We start from the raw sequence: 15,820 nt of genomic DNA, 5'->3' as shown, positions 1-15,820 counted from the left end.
CATGCCGAAAGCCGCGCACGCATTGCGTCCCGCCATCGTCCTGCTTGCTGCCCTGTGCCTGGGGGCGTGTTCGCAATCGCAGGTGGAATCCACCAGCCAGTCCGCCGGCGACGCCGGCCACGCCAGCGGCGAACATGGGTCCGGCTCGTCCGCCGGCCTGCCGAGCGGGCGTGCCGCCGCCGGCGAGAAACTGGCCCACGCCAAGGGCAAGGCCACCGGGCAGAGCTGCATCGACTGCCACGGTGCCGACGGCAACGCACCGATCGACCCGAGCTATCCCAAGCTCGGCGGCCAGTACGGCGACTATGTCGCGCATGCCTTGCAGGCATACCGCGCCGGCGATCGCCAGCATCCGCTGATGACCCCGCAGGCGGCACCGCTCAGCGACCAGGACATCGCCGACCTGGCGGCGTATTTCGGATCGCGCGCCACCCAGCTGCATGACCTGCACAACCCGAATTGACAGGCGCGCCGGCATCTAGCCGGCGCCGGTTCCCACAGCCAGTCCGTTGGGCGCAACGAACGCAATTCGGCATTGCGCCGGTTTCGGCGATCGGTCGCGGCTGAAGCCGCTCCTACAGTGCAATCAACGCGTCGGCCGCGAATCCTGTAGGAGCGGCTTCAGCCGCGACAGAATCTACCGGTAACACCTGTCGCGGCTGAAGCCGCTCCTACAATGCGGGCGTCTGCACGTTGGCGGATCGCTGCCGCATGCATGCCGCAATCACCGCTGGCTGGACGCCACGGCGCAGATGCGCGAACTGCCGGCGCCTACTTCACGCTGCCGTTGTCTTCCTGCAGGCCCGGCTTGAACGGCACCGCCGGCGGCGGCCGCGCGCTAGCGGGCTGGTCGTTGAGGTTCGGATCGGTGATGCCGCAGCCGCCGCCCAGCTGCAGGATCGAGACCACGCAGGAAATGCTGCTGCTGGTGCCGGGAATCGGGATGTTGACGGTCTTGATGCCGCGCCGCACCCATTCTTCCAGCAGCGTCGCGTTCGGCAACCAATACTTGTCGAACGAGGTCGGCTTGTAGTCGTACGGCGGACGCTTGAGCCACTGCCCGGCATTGGCGATCTGATCGCGCGACCAAGTGTCGGTCTCGCTGCCGGGCGCGCCGCGCGGCGGCGCCTTGCCCTGCCCTGCGCCGCCAGGCACACGCACGCTGCCATCGCCGTTGAACATGCCATTGCGCTGGCTGGCGCCGGCACCGGCGTCGCCGGCGCGGTTGCGCGCCGATGCGCCCCAGTCGTCGCCGCGCTGCGGCGTCGCCCAGCCGCCGTCGTGTGCGACCGCCGCCGGACCGCTGCCCGGCGCGGCCGCCTGGCTGCCGGGCGGCGCGGTGCCGCTGCCCGCCGGCGTTCGGGTCTCGGCCTTGCCTTGCGCCGTGGCGCTGGTCTCAGCCGTCGCCTGCGCCGAGGCCGCGCCAGCCGCCGGCGCGCTTGCCGGCGCCTCGGGCTGCGCGGCGGCTGCCGGCGTCGGCGCCGCCGCCGTGGCGGGCGTCGGCAGTTCGATCTGCCGCACCTGCGGCGCCTCCGGCGTGCGCAGCGTCGGTGCAGGATCGCGCGCGCGGATCTGCGGCATCTGCACCTGGACCTGCGGCAGCGGCTCGGGCACTTCGCGCTCGCGCACCTGCAACTGTGGCTCGGACGGGCGCGGCACCGGCACTTCGCGCGGACGGATCTGCGCCACCTTCGGAATCTCGGTGACCACTTCGACTTCCCGCTCCGGCACCTGCACGCTCGGCGGCGCGATCTCGCGCAGGGTCAGCGCCGGTTCGCGCACGCTGGGCGGCGGCAGTACGAAATCGCTGCTCGGCTGCGTGGTCTCGGTGACCTGCAACGGCTGATCCGGCGGCGGCGGCGGTGGACTGGTCACCGTCTGCGCGGTGCTCGCCGCCGGCGTGGCGGAGGCGGCCGGCGCTGCGGCTGCGGTCTTAGGCTGCGTCGCGGCAGTCGCCGCCGCAGCCCGCTGCGCACTTGCCGCTGCGGTTTGCTGCGCGGCGGCAGCGGCGGCAGCGGCGGCGGCCGGATCTTGCGCGGCCGCGCCGCCACCGGTCTCGGCCGGGGTGCCGCGGCCGACGAATTCCACCTGCACGCGCCCGGCCTCGCTCGCATCCGGACGCGGCGGCAGCAGGCGCACGAAGGCGACCCACAGCAGAAACAGCGCGAACAGCAGATGCAAGGCCAGGCTGACCAGCGCCGCGATCCGCCGCCACCAGCGCTGGTCGTACGGCGCCGGGTCCCAGTCCTGCCACCACAGGCGGCGGAACGCCTGCCACGGGCTCAGTGCGGGCAGGCGCGAGGTCGGCGCCGGCAGCGGCTGCGGCAGCGCCGCGATCAATTCGGAGGAGACGAACGGGCGCGGCTTGGCCGGCTGCGAGGAGATCCAGTGCGCCCAGCCGTACGGCAGGCCGGTGCGGCGATCGCGCAGCAGCTTGCGCGGCGAGCGCGCCAACAGCGCGGCGAGGATGTCGGCGGCGCGCGTCACCGGCGTAGCGGAGGAATCAGGCCGCGGAATCGCGCGGGATGTACGGGGCGCTGCCGCTGTCGTGGTCGGTGGCGTCGCGCACGGCGGTGATGCCCGGCACGCGCCCCATCAGCGTCTTCTCGATGCCCTGCTTCAGGGTCACGTCGGCCATGCCGCAGCCGTGGCAACCGCCGCCGAAGCGCAGCAGCACCACACCCTCGGCCGACACTTCCTGCACCGCCACGCGGCCGCCGTGCTGGGCCAGCTGCGGATTGACCTCGTTCTCGACCACCCAGCGCACCCGCTCGACCAAGGAGGCGGCCTCGCCCGGCGCCTCGCCCTTGATCTTCGGCGCCTTGATCGTCAACTGCTGGCCGGTGCCCTGGGTGACGTAGTCGATCTCGGCGCCGTCCAGCCAGCCGACGCTGTCGGCGGCCACGTACAGGGTGAAGCCGGCGCAGTCGATCGCCCATTCGTCGCCGGCCAGGTCCGCCGGTTCGGCGAACTCCAGCCGCGCATCGGCGCGTGCGGTACCGGGGTCGACCGCGCTCAGGCGCACGCCCATGCCGGGCACGGCCTCGCGTTCGAGCAGTTTGCGGAAATGGGTCTGCGCGTTGTCGGAGATCTGGATCATGCGGTTATTCTAGCGCTTCCACGCGACCGGCTCATCGCGAACTTTTCCCATCGGCGGCGCGTTCAGCCAGCCTGCCGCGGAGGCTCCAAGAATGAACGACCTGATCCCGCTAGCACAGGCCCATTGCTCGCCCTGCAAGGGCAGCGAATACAAGCTCACCCAGGCGCGCCTGGCCGAATTGTTGCCGCAGGTGCCCGGCTGGGAGCTGGTCGAGAACGGCATGGCGATCAGCCGCACGTTCCGCTTCCCCGACTACTACCGCACCATGGCGTTCGTGAACGCGCTGGCCTGGATCGCGCACCGCGAAGACCACCACCCCGACCTGGGCGTGCACTACGACCGGGTGGTGGTGCGCTATTCCACCCACGACGTCGGTGGCCTCAGCGAAAACGACTTCATCTGCGCCGCCAAAGCCTCGGCCCTACCGGAATGACTCCCATGCCTGCCGCATCCCGCCGTTCCCTCCTCGCCGCCTGCCTGCCGCTCGCCGCCGTCCTGTTGCTCGGCGGCTGCGGCAAGTCCGGACAATCGCAGACCCAGCGCGTGGCCGCCGCGCCGACCGAAGTTGCCGCGGTGCAGACCCCGCCGCCGGACTACCCGATCGAACTGGCCTGCGCCGGACTCGGCGGCAAGGCCGTGCTGAGCGTAGTGGTCGGCGTGCAGGGCAAGCCCACCGACGTGCAGCTGGTCAGCAGCAGCGGCCAGCCCAAGCTTGACGCGTCGGCACAGCAGCGCGTGCGCGAGTGGATCTTCAATCCCGCCACGCGCGACGGCAAGGCGGTGCCGCGCACGATCCAGGTGCCGGTCAACTTCAATCCGCCGCAACCGCGGCCGGACCGCTGCTTCGCGCTCGACGCGCAGGCGCACCACTCCAGCTGAGCGCGGCCCACGGGCCGCTTGCGCGCGCAGCGCCGACAATGGCGCGGCGCCGCCTTCACACTCCGCCAGCCTCGCGCCCGCTTTCATCTGCCGTCTCGACACAGGAGCCGCCTGGCGCATGCTGGATATTCCGTCGCACAACGTATGGGTCGCCTTGGCGGTGACCCTGGCCGCCGGTCTGGCCACCGGCCTGGGCAGCGTGCTGGTGCTGTTCACCAAAGGCCCCAATCCACGCCTGCTCGCCTTCGGCCTGGCCTTCGCCGGCGGCGCAATGGTGTACGTATCGCTGACCGAGATCCTCGGCAAGTCGGTCGCCTCCTTCAGCCAGGCGTTCGATCCGCGCCTGGGCTACGCCTATGCCACTTTGGCGTTCCTGGCCGGCATGGCGTTGATCGTGGTGATCGACCGGCTGGTGCCCAATCCGCACGAAAGCCTCAATGCCCAGGACCCGCTGTTCCGCGCCGACAACCGCGCCTACGTCAAGCGCGTCGGCCTGCTGACCGCGGTGGCGATCACCGCGCACAACTTTCCGGAAGGCCTGGCGACCTTCTTCGCCACCCTGGAAAGCCCCACCGTGGGCATGCCGCTGGCGTTCGCGATCGCCGTGCACAACATCCCCGAAGGCATCGCCATCGCGGTGCCGGTGCACTACGCCACCGGGCGCAAATCCTATGCCTTCGCCGCCAGCCTGCTGTCGGGCCTAGCCGAGCCGATCGGCGCGATCATCGGCTATGTGGCGCTGTCGCGATTCCTGTCCGAGGCGATCTTCGGCTCGGTGTTCGGGGTCATCGCCGGGGTGATGGTGTTCCTGGCCCTGGACGAATTGCTGCCGGCCGCCAAGCGCTACGCCAAGGGCCACGAAACCGTATACGGGCTGGTCGCCGGCATGGCCACGCTGGCGCTGAGCCTGGTGCTGTTCCGCCTGTCCACCACACCCTGAGCTGATGCGGCGCCCCGGCTGAACGGACGCTGGCGCGAGCGTGTTGCAGCGCTTCGCAGAAAGCTTGCAGACATGCAACACAGAGCATCCTGCGCGCAACTTCCGAACGCCACGTGGAAAAGGTGCAGCATGGATATCCGCTCCCTGCCATCAACGAAGTTGACGCTGGCGCTGGTCACCGCCGTGAGCGTGCTGACGCTGAGTGCGTGCCAACAGCAACCGGCGCCGGCACCGGCCACGGCGACCGCCGCCGCACCCGCGCCCGCGCCCTACGTGCCGCCCAGCGCCGATCAGCTGTACAAGCTGGTCGCGCCGATCGCGCTGTTTCCCGACAAGCTGCTCGCCCAGACCCTGGCCGCCTCGGTGTATCCGGACCAGGTCGGCGATGCCCAGGGCTGGCTGCACAGCAACAGCGGCCTGGCCGCGGCGGACCGTCTGCAGGCGGCGGCAGCGCAGCCATGGGATCCCAGCGTCAAGGCGCTGATCGCCTTTCCCGACGTGGTCGAGCAGTTGGCCAGCAACGGCGACTGGACCCGCGCGCTCGGCGATGCCTATGCGCACGACCCCAACGAGGTGCTCGACGCGATCCAGGTCATGCGCGGGCGCGCACAGGCGCAGGGCCATCTGCGCAGCACGCCGCAGCAACGGGTGCAGGTGGTGCAACGCACGGTGGTGGAACCGGCCTACGCAGACGAGCGGATCCCGGCGCCGCGCCAGACCATCGTCATCGAACCGGCGCAGCCGGATGTCGTCTATGTGCCGCGCTACGATCCGGACGTGGTCTACGGCGCACCGGTCGACGTGTACCGCGAGTACCGCTACCACCCGCGCTACTACAGCGAAGGCGACCTGGTGACCGCCGGCATCATCTCCTTCGGCGTCGGCGTGCTGGTCGGCGACGCGCTGGAACACCACCACCACGGCCCGCTGGGCTGGCTGCAGCCGGAACCGGCCTGGCACCGCTGGGGTTGGAACAGCTGGGGCATGAACTGGAACGCCCCACCCTCGGCACCGCACTACGTGGTCTACCAGAACCGCGTCTACGCGCCGCGCACCACCATCATCAACAACAACATCACCAACAACATCAGCAACAACCGGATCGACGCGCGCAGCTTCGTGCACAACGACAACCGCGGCTTTGCGCAGCGGGCGGCGCTGGCGGCGATGCCTGCGGCGGCGGCCGCTGCCGCGCTGGCGCCGCGTCTGGCCCAGAACCCGCACGGCCCCGCGCCGCAGTTCGCCCCGGCGGCGGCGCCGCGCCACCCAGTCGACTATGCACAGCTGTCCACGCCGCATTTCAACGAACGGATGCTGCAGCCGGGCCGTCCGGTCGTGGCGAACGCGGCGCAGCGGCCGCCGCTGCCCGGGCTGAACGGCCCGAACGCAACGGGTGCTGCACGCGATCCGCGTGCGCAGCCGCCATTCGCGCAATCGCCGCACGCGCCGATGCCGATGTCCGCGGCCGATCCCCGCCACGCCATGCCGGTGGCCAACGCTGCCGCAATGCAGCGGCACGAGATGCCGCAGGCGCCGCGCGCCAACGCGCCGATGCCGATGGGGAACGTGCAGATGGCGCATGCAGCACAGCCGCGGGCGATGTCCATGCCGGCACCGCCCCGCGAGGATCCGCGTGCGCAGCAGGCCCGATTCGCCCAGCCCGAGCCGTCGCGGCCGGCGCCGCACCAGGTCGCCGCCTTCACTGCCCAACAGCCGCCCCCCGCGCACCGGGAGGCGCCGATGCGGGAGTTCCCTGAGCGCGTTCAGGCCATGCCGCGACAGGAACAGCAGCGGCCGCAGATGCAGGAACAGCGCATGGCGCGGATCGAGCGGCCGCAGCCGATGCACGCGGCCGAGCCGCGCCCCGCTCCGCGTCCACAGCAAGCGCATTCCGAGCCGCACCACGCGCACGACCACGACAAGCACAACGGATAGACGGCACCGGCGGGGCGGCGGCGGACGACACCGCGCCGCCCCGCCGCGCGTGGTTCAGCCGCCCAGGCGGCTCAGCGCCTCGGCCAGCTCGTCGGCCAGCGGCGCATTCAGCAGATATGGGGTCTTGCCGCCATCGAGGGTGAATTCCAGCGACGCGGCGTGCAGGAACAGGCGCTTGAGCCCGATCTGCTCGCGCAGGCGCTTGTTGACTGCCGGATCGCCGTACTTGTCGTCGCCGGCGACCGCATGCCCCAGGTGCTGGGCATGCACGCGGATCTGGTGGGTACGGCCGGTCTCGATCCGCACCTCGCAATAGGAATGCCCGCTGCGCCGCTCCAGCACCCGGAAATGGCTCAGCGACTCTTTACCGCCCGCATTCACCTGCACATGGCGCTCGCCGCCCTGGCGCAGGCCGATGTGCAGCGGCGCATCCACGCTCATCACCCCGTCGGGCATGCGCCCGACCAGCAGGGTCAGGTAGCGCTTGCTGATGCCGCGGCCCTCGACCCGGTCGTCCTCGCGCATCAGCGCCTGCATCTCGGTCAGCGCCGAGCGCTTCTTGGCCACGATCAGCAGCCCGGAGGTGTCGCGGTCGAGCCGGTGCACCAGTTCCAGGGTCTGGTTCGGGCGCAGGGCACGCAAGGTCTCGATCGCGCCGAAGCTGATCCCGCTGCCGCCATGGCTGGCGACCCCGGACGGCTTGTTCAGCGCCAGCAAGCGCGCGTCCTCGTAGACGATCGCCGCCTCCAGCCGGGCCATGAACGCGTCCGGCGGCGTGGTCTTCTCGCCCTCCTCGTGCAGCTTCACCGGCGGGATGCGCACCTCGTCGCCCGCCTCCAGCTTGCGCTCGGCCTTGGTGCGGCCGCCGTTGACCCGGACCTGGCCGCTGCGCATCAGCTTGTAGATCAGGCTGCGCGGGGCGCCCTTGAGCTGGCCGAGCAGGAAATTGTCTACGCGTTGTCCAGCCCTGTCTTCCGGGACCTTGAGAATGCGCACCGCGCTGGTCGCGACGTCGCGCGGCTTGGGAGGGATCGGGGAGGAAGTCATCAGGCAGTTTATTCTGTTACACTCGGGGGGCGAGATAAGGGTTTGATTTCGTTGGAAGTTAGCTCAGGGCCAGAAGCCCGGCTTGCGACGATTCCGGCACAGTGCGCGACCACCGCCCCCGGGGCGGCCATGTTAGCGGCTCACCGGCCTACCCGGCCATCGCCGGATGCCACAAGCGTCCGCGCTGAACATGCCCCGTGCGGCGCCCAGCCTGGCTGGAGTCGCCGCCGGTCCTGAACCACCTAAAAGAAAGAAGCGCTCCCGCGGCTCGCCGTGGTGTCGTAGCGCTGGAAACCCAAGCCGCCCTCCCCGCGCCTGCGCGATGGGCGGCGAAGCGTGACCAGAAGCGAAACCCCATGGCGTTCCGCGCGGTAGCAGCGCGAGGAACGCAACAATGAAGCGAATGCTGATCAACGCCACGCAGGCGGAAGAACTGCGTGTGGCCATCGTGGACGGCCAGACCCTGTACGACATCGACATCGAACAGCCGTCCAAGGAACAGAAGAAGTCCAACATCTACAAGGGCCGGATCACGCGGCTCGAACCCTCGCTCGAAGCCGCCTTCGTCGAATACGGCGGCGAGCGCCACGGCTTCCTGCCGCTGAAGGAAATCTCCCGCGACTACTTCCAGGCCGGCGTCGACCACAACAAGGCGACGATCCGCGAACTGCTGCGCGAGGGCCAGGAGGTCGTTGTCCAGGTGGACAAGGAAGAACGCGGCAACAAGGGCGCCGCGCTGACCACGTTCATCTCGTTGGCCGGCCGCTACATGGTGCTGATGCCGAACTCGCCCAGCGCCGGCGGCGTCTCGCGCCGGATCGAGGGCGAGGACCGCGCTGCGCTGAAGGAAGCGCTGGACAAGCTGAACATCCCCGACGACATGGGCGTGATCATCCGCACCGCCGGCGTCGGTCGCGATGCCGAAGAGCTGCAGTGGGACCTGGACTACCTGCTGCAGGTGTGGAAGTCGATCGCCGAGGCCGCACTGGCCAAGCCGGCGCCGTTCCTGATCTACCAGGAATCGCGACTGATCATCCGCGCCCTGCGCGACTACCTGCGCGCCGACATCGGCGAGATTCTGGTCGACACCCCCGAGATGTACGGCGATGCCCAGGAGTTCATGCAGCAGGTGATGCCGCAGAGCCTGCGCAAGCTCAAGCACTACACCGACGACATCCCGCTGTTCAACCGCTTCCAGATCGAATCGCAGATCGAGGCGGCCTACGAGCGCAGCGTGCGCCTGCCCTCCGGCGGCTCGATCGTGGTCGACCAGACCGAAGCGCTGACCGCGGTGGACGTCAACTCCTCGCGCGCGACCAAGGGCAGCGACATCGAGGACACCGCGTTCCAGACCAACCTGGAGGCGGCCGAAGAGGTCGCCCGCCAGCTGCGCCTGCGCGACCTCGGCGGCCTGGTGGTCATCGACTTCATCGACATGGCCTCCAACAAGCACCAGCGCGAAGTCGAGAACCGCCTGCAGAACGCGCTCAAGTACGACCGTGCGCGGGTGCAGATCGGCCGCATCTCGCGCTTCGGCCTGCTCGAGATGAGCCGCCAGCGCCTGCGTCCGTCGCTGGGCGAGTCCAGCCAGATCGTCTGCCCGCGTTGCGACGGCCATGGCCGCATGCGCAGCGTCGAGTCGATGTCGCTGTCGATCATCCGCGTCGCCGAAGAGCATGCGATGAAGGAGAACACCGGACAGGTGCTGGTGCAGGCCCCGGTGGAGATCGCCAACTACCTGCTCAATGAGAAGCGCCGCGCGCTCAGCGAGATCGAGAAGCGCCATGACGCGCCGATCGTCATCGTCGCCGACGAGCAACTGCACACCCCGCACTACGAAGTGACCCGCCTGCGCGAGAACGAGCTTGGCGAGGAAAGCGCCAAGCCCAGCTACCAGCGCAACACCCCGCGCAAGCTGCCGGTGCATGCGCTGACCAAGGCGCAGCTGAACATTCCGGCGCCGGCGGTGACCAACGTGAAGCACTCGCAGCCGGCCCCGGTGCGCGAAGTGGTCGAGACGCCCGAACCGGTCGCTGCGCCCGTGCAGGTCCAGGCCCCGGCCCCCGCCCCGGTCGCGGCTCCGGCCACCGGCGTGGTCGGCTGGCTGAAGCGGATCTTCGGTGCTGGCGAAAGCCCGGCCCCGGCGCCGACCGCGAACGAACCGGCGCAGCGTCAACGCGCCCATGACGGCAACCGCAATCGCAACGACCGCGGCGACCGCAACGCGCGTCGCGACGGCAACCGCAACGGCGGCCAGGGCGGCAATGCCGCACGTGGCAACGGCGGCAACGTGCGCCGCGACGAGCGTCGTCCGGGTAACGGCGGCGGCAACGCGCAGGGCGGCCAGCAGAACCTCGCGCCCAAGCCGCCGCGCAACGAGCAGGCGCCGCAGCAGGCCAAGCCGCAGCAGCAGAACCCGCAGCAGCAGCCGAAGGCGCCGAAGCAGCAGCAACCGCAGAACCCGCCGCGCCAGCCCAAGCCGCAGCAGGATCCGGCCCAGGCCGCGCTGCAGGGCGACAAGCCGCAGCGCCAGCCGCGCCAGGACGAGGTCGCGGCCAAGCCCGTCACCGCACCTGCCGCTGCGACGCAGGACGCCACCACGATCGCGGCCGCTGCCGTGGCCGGCGGTGCCGTCGCGCTGAGCGGCGATGCGCCGGCCAGCGAGGCCAACACCACGGCCTCGGCCCCGGTTGCGGCGCAGCCGAACCCGGCACCGGCAGACGTCGATGAGCGCGAGAGCGCCGCGGAAACCGCGCAGGCGGTGCCGGTCGGCGAGAACGGCGACGCCGACGACGCCAATGGCGAGGCCGGTGGCCGCCGCCGTCGTGGCCGTCGTGGCGGCCGTCGCCGTCGTCGCGGCAATGGCGAAGCCGGCAGCGGCAGCGAGGGTGCAGCGTTCGACGACAACGACCTGGATGCCGGCGACAGCGACAGCGACGGCGAAACCGCGCCGGCGCCGAGCCGCAGCCAGCCGGAGTTCGACTTCGACGACGACGCAGCGTCCGCCGAGGTCGCCGAGGCCAAGCCGCAGCAAGCGCCGCGTCCGCCGCGGGAGAAGCGCGAGCCGCGCCAGCCGCGGCACGAGCAGACCGCTAACGCCCCGACGCCGGTCGCCGCAGCTGCAAGCGTGGTGCCGCAGGCCGAGGGCGAGACCGCGCCGGCGCAGCAGGCCGCACCGGCAGCCGCAACCGCAGCGCCGCAGACCGAGGACGGCACTGCGCAAGTGCAGGCCGCGCCGGTGGCCGCAGCCGCAGCGATCGCAACCGCGCCTTCCGTTGCCGAAACGGCAGTGGTCGATGCGGCACCGGTGGCCACCGCGCAGGCGGAAACGGTGGCGCCGGTAGTGGCAGCACCGCTGCCGCCCGTCGTCGCCGAGGCGCCAGCGGCGCGTTCCGAGGCAGTGCCTGCCGCGGAGCCTGCTGCGTCGATCGTCACCAAGTCGGCCGCTTCCGAAGCGGCACCGCCGGAGACCATCGAGGACGCACTGCAGCCGACACCGGCGCCGATCGTCGAGCAGCCCGTCCCGGTCGCCACGACCAAGCGCGACGCCGGAATGGAAACCGTTGCAGCGTCGGCCGCGCCGGTCGAGGAGCCGGTCACGGCATCCACGACGGACAGCAAGCCGCAGCAGGACGCCACGACGACGCAGCAATCGCTCGCCGGGGAAGAAGCGCCCAGCAAGCCGGCCTACGTGCCGGTGCAGACCACGCTGCTGGACGTCTTCCATGAAGAGCAGCCGGCCGCTGCGGTCGCACCGACGCCGGTGCACACGCCAGTCGCTGCCGCGCCGGTGTCGGACAGCGCCGAAAGCCGCCACGTCGGCGATGCCGAACCGGCACCTGCAGCTGCCGCTGCCGCTGGCAACGGCCTGTTCGATGCGCCGCCCGCCGCTCCGGCGGACGCACCGGTCAGCGTCGCCCAGCACCAGCCGCATGCCAGCAAGTCCGGCGAAAGCGAAAACGACGACGACAAGGAGCACAAGGACCGCGCCAGCTGATCCGGCGCCGTTCTTCGCAGCAAAAAAAAGCGGCCTTCGGGCCGCTTTTTTTGTCTGGGCGTGGATTCGCGCACCACATCCGGGCCGGGGGCAGCCTGGGCGCACGCCGCCGGCGCGGGCCGAAAACGGAATCGGGAACTGCTGGGGGAGACGCTCGCAGTTGGAGCGACCGCTCAGGTCTCTGCGGTCCAGAGCCCCGGATAATCGCGCACGAAGCCCTCGCCGGTCGCACACAGCGTCGCCGCATAACCGAAGCGCTTCGCCTGGTAGGCGTAGGCATCGTCGGCGGTGCGCTCGTAGCGCTGCATGAGCTCGCTGAGCGTGCCGCCGCCGTCGAGGTCGACCCAGGCGGCCGGGGCGTCGGCGCCCTCGCCCACGGCCAGGCGGAGCCGGCGCAGTTGCAGCAGGTTGGTGGCCGGCGTGAAGCCGAGGTCGAGGTCGATGCAGTGCGACAGGTCGGCCACCGGCCGGCCGTTGAGCTTCCAGTGGCCACGCGCATCGCGCGCGATCGCGAGGTCGACCGTCCCGCCGCCGAGCCAGCCGCGCACGGTGCCCCATTGCGTGTGCCAGTGCAGGTCGCATTGCACGCGGTACTGCAACTGACCGATGCGGCCGTGTTCGAGGCGGAACACGGCGGCGCCGTCGAGCTGCCATGCGCTGGCGTTGCGCTGGAGCCGGCAAGCGTCATGGCCCGGTGCGTCGAGCCTGCGCCACAGGATGGAGGCAACGGTTTGCATGCCACGGATGATGGCGCGGGCGGACACCCGAAGCAAACCCTGCAAACTGGCGACGTCCGACGGCACCGCAGGCACACGACGGGCACAAAAAAAGCGACCTGTCAGGTCGCTTTCCTTTGCTTTGTACAATGAAAATCCTGGCGCTACAGCGGATGCGCCGGATCCAGCAGGCCGTACTGCGTCGCCAGCCGCGCCAGCGCGATGTTGTCGTGGATGCCGACCTTCTCGAACAGCCGCGCCTTGTGCGTGTTGACCGTCTTGGCGCTGAGGCTCAAACGCTTGGCGATGTCTTCCTGGCGCAGCCCGCGGGTCAGCAGCAATGCGACTTCCAGCTCACGCGGAGACAGCGAATCGAACGGCGAACCGCCGCCTTCCAGATTGGCCAGCGCCAGATTCTGCGCGATGTTGGCGCCGAGATAGCGCTTGCCCATCGCCACGTCGCGCACCGCGCGCAGCAGCTCCTGTGCGTCACCCGCCTTGCCCACATAACCTGACGCGCCGGCCTCGAGCAGGCGCTTGGGCAGCGGGCCGTCTTCCAGCACCGACACGATGATGACCTTGGTGCCGTGGTCGCCCTTGACGATGCGCTCGGTGACCTCGAGCCCGCTGACGCCAGGCATGTGCAGATCGCAGAGCACGATGTCCGGCTTGAGCTGGCGGATCTGCGGCATCGCGGCCTCGCCGCTCTCGGCCTCACCGACGATCTCGATATCGGTCTGATTCGAAAGGATCAGCTTCATGCCGGTACGGACAAGAGCGTGATCGTCGACCAAAAAAACTCTAATGGCCATCTCGTATAACCCCAACGCAGCGAACGCCGCAAAGTCAGACTAGCGGCGTGAATTGTTCAGGGCAACAAAAATTTGTAGACAAATCATCTAATCTTCACGGCCTGCTCAGCTAGACGTGCGGTCTTGTCATCATGCTGAAAAAAACACCACACCGCGCTTACTCAAGGCGCGGCACGCAGGGCGAGTGACCAGCCTGTTCGCTCCTCTAGGAAAGCGCGGCGGTACCTGCGTCAGGCAGGCACAGTATCCGGATCAGCCGGCGACAACGTTATCAGGACAAAGCCTGATGTCGGGTCAGATTTCCCTGACCTCGCTCGACGCCAAATCCGAATGGAGATACAGCAGTCGCGCGGCACGCTGGACCGGCATTTTCCGACTCCGCGCCGCGCGTTGCGCCCGACACTCCCACACGCATGGTCGCCGGCAGCGTGGCGGCCCTCGACATGCGAACGTTTCCAGCATGCGGAACGCTGGGGCGGCACAGCCGTTCAAGCGTGGACTATTTCGATTCGGACGAACTTGTGCGCTACGCGCAAGGAAATTCCGACGCGCAGTCGGTTCATGCCGCTGCGCTCGCGGCGCTGAGCACTGCCCTCACCCTTGCTGTTGCGGCATCGGCATCGATCCCGATGCCGAACACATGGCCACCGTCGGGGCGCACGCACTGCAGATACGCCACCGTCTGTGCATCCCCACCACGCCGCAGCGCATGCTCCTGGTGATCCACCACGTCGAGCGCGATGCCGAACGCTTCTGCGAGCGAGGAGAGCATCGACGGGAAGAGACCGTTGCCGCATCCGGTGACGCGGATATCGCGACCGCGATGGCGATGGCGGATGCGACCGGAGAACATCCGCTCCGGACCGGAATCTGCGTTCTGCCCACTTTGTTCGTCGACGAGCTGATACGTGTCGGCATCGTCCAGATGGTAAGCGCGCACGAACTCGGCCCAGATGTCTTCGACCGACAATTCCCGATTCATGCGCTCGGCGAGCGATTGCACGCGCTTGCTCAGATCGATTTGCATTGCGCGCGGAAGCCGCAGGCCCTTGTCCTGCTCGATGACCCAGGCGACGCCGCCCTTGCCGGACTGGCTGTTGACGCGGATCACCGCCTCGTAGCTCTCGCCGATGTCGGCAGGATCGATCGGCAGATAAGGCATTTCCCACACGCCATCGACGCGGCCTTCGCGTGCGGCGAAGCCTTTCCTGATCGCGTCCTGATGCGAGCCGGAGAACGCGGTGTGGACCAGTTCGCCGACATAGGGGTGACGCGGATGCACCGGCAATCCGTTGCAATATTCCACTGTCTCCACCACCTTCCGGATCGACGGGAAATGCAACTTGGGATCGATGCCTTGGGTGTAAAGGTTCAGCGCCAGGGTGACCAGATCGACGTTGCCGGTGCGTTCGCCATTGCCGAACAGGCATCCTTCGACACGCTGCGCACCGGCGAGCATCGCCTGTTCCGCGGCGGCCACCGCGGTTCCGCGGTCGTTGTGCGGATGCACGCTGATGATTACCGCATCGCGCCGGGAAATATGCCGGCAGAACCACTCGATCTGGTCGGCATAGACGTTCGGCATCGCCACTTCCACCGTCGCCGGCAGATTGAGGATCGCCGGGCGCTCCCTTGTCGGCTGCCATACGTCGAGCACCCGTTCGCAGATCTCCAGCGCGAACTCCGGCTCGGTGAAGCAGAACGTTTCCGGCGAATATTCGAACGTCCACTCGGTTTGCGGTCGCCGCAGGCTCTCTTCCAGCATGGCGGTGACGCCGCTTACGGCGAGATCGACGATCTGATGCCGTTGCATGCCGAACACCACGCGCCGGAACAGCGGCGCGGTCGCGTTATAGAGGTGGACGATCGCCCGTTTCGCGCCCGCTAGCGACGCGAAGGTGCGCGCGATCAGATCGGCGCGCGCTTGCGTCAACACCTGGATGCTCACATCGTCGGGAATGCGGTCCTGTTCGATCAACGTCCGTACGAAATCGAAATCCGTCTGCGAAGCAGATGGAAACGCGACCTCGATTTCCTTGAAGCCCGCGTCGAGCAATAGCGTGTAGAAACGCAGCTTGCGCTCGACATCCATCGGATTGGCCAGCGACTGGTTGCCATCGCGCAGATCCGTGGACAGCCAGCGCGGCGCCTGCGTCAACGTCCGCGCCGGCCATGTGCGGTCGGGCAGCTCGATGGTCGAGACGAAGGGACGATACTTGGCTTCAGGATTGTTCAACATGGCGTGATCGGTCGCTTGGCAAATGCAAATGGCGGAATGCAGGCACGCTGCGAACGGGCGCGCGTTGAGTAACGGTCATTTCCCGACGACCGAAGCCAACGTCGCAGCGTATGCAGGAAGTGGAACGCGCGACCACGGCACGGCCGGCGGTACCG

General features: G+C 69.0%; 12 protein-coding genes. 6 read left to right on the top strand and 6 right to left on the bottom strand.

The genetic code is table 11. From position 1 onward, the window contains the following. The first annotated feature begins 1 nt into the window (after position 1). Positions 2–463, top strand: coding sequence for a c-type cytochrome (locus HEP74_RS09885; RefSeq protein ID WP_185816286.1), 462 nt, complete (start codon positions 2–4; stop codon positions 461–463). 308 nt (positions 464–771) lie between these two features. Here the strand turns inward: HEP74_RS09885 and HEP74_RS09880 are convergent, their stop codons facing one another. Then, positions 772–2,487, bottom strand: coding sequence for a hypothetical protein (locus tag HEP74_RS09880; protein WP_185816285.1), 1,716 nt, complete (start codon positions 2,485–2,487; stop codon positions 772–774). A 16-nt stretch (positions 2,488–2,503) separates the two neighbouring features. Next, on the bottom strand, positions 2,504–3,100 hold the full coding sequence (locus tag HEP74_RS09875) for an NfuA family Fe-S biogenesis protein (RefSeq protein ID WP_003468698.1): 597 nt from the start codon (positions 3,098–3,100) through the stop codon (positions 2,504–2,506). A gap of 91 nt (positions 3,101–3,191) precedes the next feature. Here HEP74_RS09875 and HEP74_RS09870 point away from each other — a divergent pair, with 91 nt between their 5' ends. From HEP74_RS09870 to HEP74_RS09855, 4 genes are all read left to right on the top strand, one after another. Next, positions 3,192–3,533 (top strand): 4a-hydroxytetrahydrobiopterin dehydratase, encoded by a 342-nt coding sequence (locus HEP74_RS09870; RefSeq protein WP_185816284.1) that lies wholly within the window; start codon positions 3,192–3,194, stop codon positions 3,531–3,533. 5 nt (positions 3,534–3,538) lie between these two features. Then, entirely contained in the window at positions 3,539–3,979 is a 441-nt protein-coding gene (locus tag HEP74_RS09865; protein ID WP_185816283.1) for an energy transducer TonB, read from the top strand. Positions 3,980–4,097: 118 nt separating this feature from the next. Then, complete coding sequence (zupT, locus tag HEP74_RS09860; protein WP_185816282.1) at positions 4,098–4,919, top strand: zinc transporter ZupT; 822 nt, start codon at positions 4,098–4,100, stop codon at positions 4,917–4,919. 129 nt (positions 4,920–5,048) lie between these two features. Then, entirely contained in the window at positions 5,049–6,854 is a 1,806-nt protein-coding gene (locus HEP74_RS09855) for a DUF3300 domain-containing protein (protein WP_185816281.1), read from the top strand. A 54-nt stretch (positions 6,855–6,908) separates the two neighbouring features. On the opposite strand, the gene HEP74_RS09850 is transcribed toward HEP74_RS09855, so the two are convergent. Beyond that, positions 6,909–7,901, bottom strand: a complete 993-nt coding sequence (locus HEP74_RS09850) for an RluA family pseudouridine synthase (RefSeq protein WP_185816280.1) — start codon at positions 7,899–7,901, stop codon at positions 6,909–6,911. Positions 7,902–8,295: 394 nt separating this feature from the next. On the opposite strand from HEP74_RS09850, the gene HEP74_RS09845 reads away from it, so the two are divergent. Further along, a complete protein-coding gene (locus HEP74_RS09845; protein WP_185816279.1) occupies positions 8,296–11,898 on the top strand; it encodes an Rne/Rng family ribonuclease in 3,603 nt (1,200 codons plus the stop codon). Between the two features lie 173 nt (positions 11,899–12,071). On the opposite strand, the gene HEP74_RS09840 is transcribed toward HEP74_RS09845, so the two are convergent. The 3 genes from HEP74_RS09840 to leuA form a co-directional block, all read right to left on the bottom strand. After that, positions 12,072–12,764, bottom strand: coding sequence for a putative glycolipid-binding domain-containing protein (locus tag HEP74_RS09840; RefSeq protein ID WP_255427924.1), 693 nt, complete (start codon positions 12,762–12,764; stop codon positions 12,072–12,074). 14 nt (positions 12,765–12,778) lie between these two features. Continuing rightward, positions 12,779–13,426: a response regulator gene (locus HEP74_RS09835; protein WP_185816278.1), complete on the bottom strand. Its 648-nt coding sequence runs from the start codon at positions 13,424–13,426 to the stop codon at positions 12,779–12,781. Between the two features lie 559 nt (positions 13,427–13,985). Then, positions 13,986–15,665, bottom strand: a complete 1,680-nt coding sequence (leuA, locus tag HEP74_RS09830) for a 2-isopropylmalate synthase (protein WP_185816277.1) — start codon at positions 15,663–15,665, stop codon at positions 13,986–13,988. Between the last annotated feature and the right edge of the window lie 155 nt (positions 15,666–15,820).

Origin of the sequence: Xanthomonas sp. SS (assembly GCF_014236835.1) — a bacterium.
In the GTDB taxonomy this organism is placed as follows: Bacteria; Pseudomonadota; Gammaproteobacteria; order Xanthomonadales; family Xanthomonadaceae; genus Xanthomonas_A.
This window is presented reverse-complemented; position numbering and strand designations above follow the sequence as displayed.

Bases quoted from the DNA above. Each gene is read 5' to 3' on its own strand.
- HEP74_RS09885 (WP_185816286.1), top strand. From the start codon at position 2: ATGCCGAAAGCCGCGCACGCATTGCGTCCCGCCATCGTCCTGCTTGCT.
- HEP74_RS09870 (WP_185816284.1), top strand. From the start codon at position 3,192: ATGAACGACCTGATCCCGCTAGCACAGGCCCATTGCTCGCCCTGCAAG.
- HEP74_RS09875 (WP_003468698.1), bottom strand. From the start codon at position 3,100: ATGATCCAGATCTCCGACAACGCGCAGACCCATTTCCGCAAACTGCTC.
- HEP74_RS09845 (WP_185816279.1), top strand. From the start codon at position 8,296: ATGAAGCGAATGCTGATCAACGCCACGCAGGCGGAAGAACTGCGTGTG.
- leuA (WP_185816277.1), bottom strand. From the start codon at position 15,665: ATGTTGAACAATCCTGAAGCCAAGTATCGTCCCTTCGTCTCGACCATC.
- HEP74_RS09855 (WP_185816281.1), top strand. From the start codon at position 5,049: ATGGATATCCGCTCCCTGCCATCAACGAAGTTGACGCTGGCGCTGGTC.
- zupT (WP_185816282.1), top strand. From the start codon at position 4,098: ATGCTGGATATTCCGTCGCACAACGTATGGGTCGCCTTGGCGGTGACC.
- HEP74_RS09865 (WP_185816283.1), top strand. From the start codon at position 3,539: ATGCCTGCCGCATCCCGCCGTTCCCTCCTCGCCGCCTGCCTGCCGCTC.
- HEP74_RS09850 (WP_185816280.1), bottom strand. From the start codon at position 7,901: ATGACTTCCTCCCCGATCCCTCCCAAGCCGCGCGACGTCGCGACCAGC.
- HEP74_RS09835 (WP_185816278.1), bottom strand. From the start codon at position 13,426: ATGGCCATTAGAGTTTTTTTGGTCGACGATCACGCTCTTGTCCGTACC.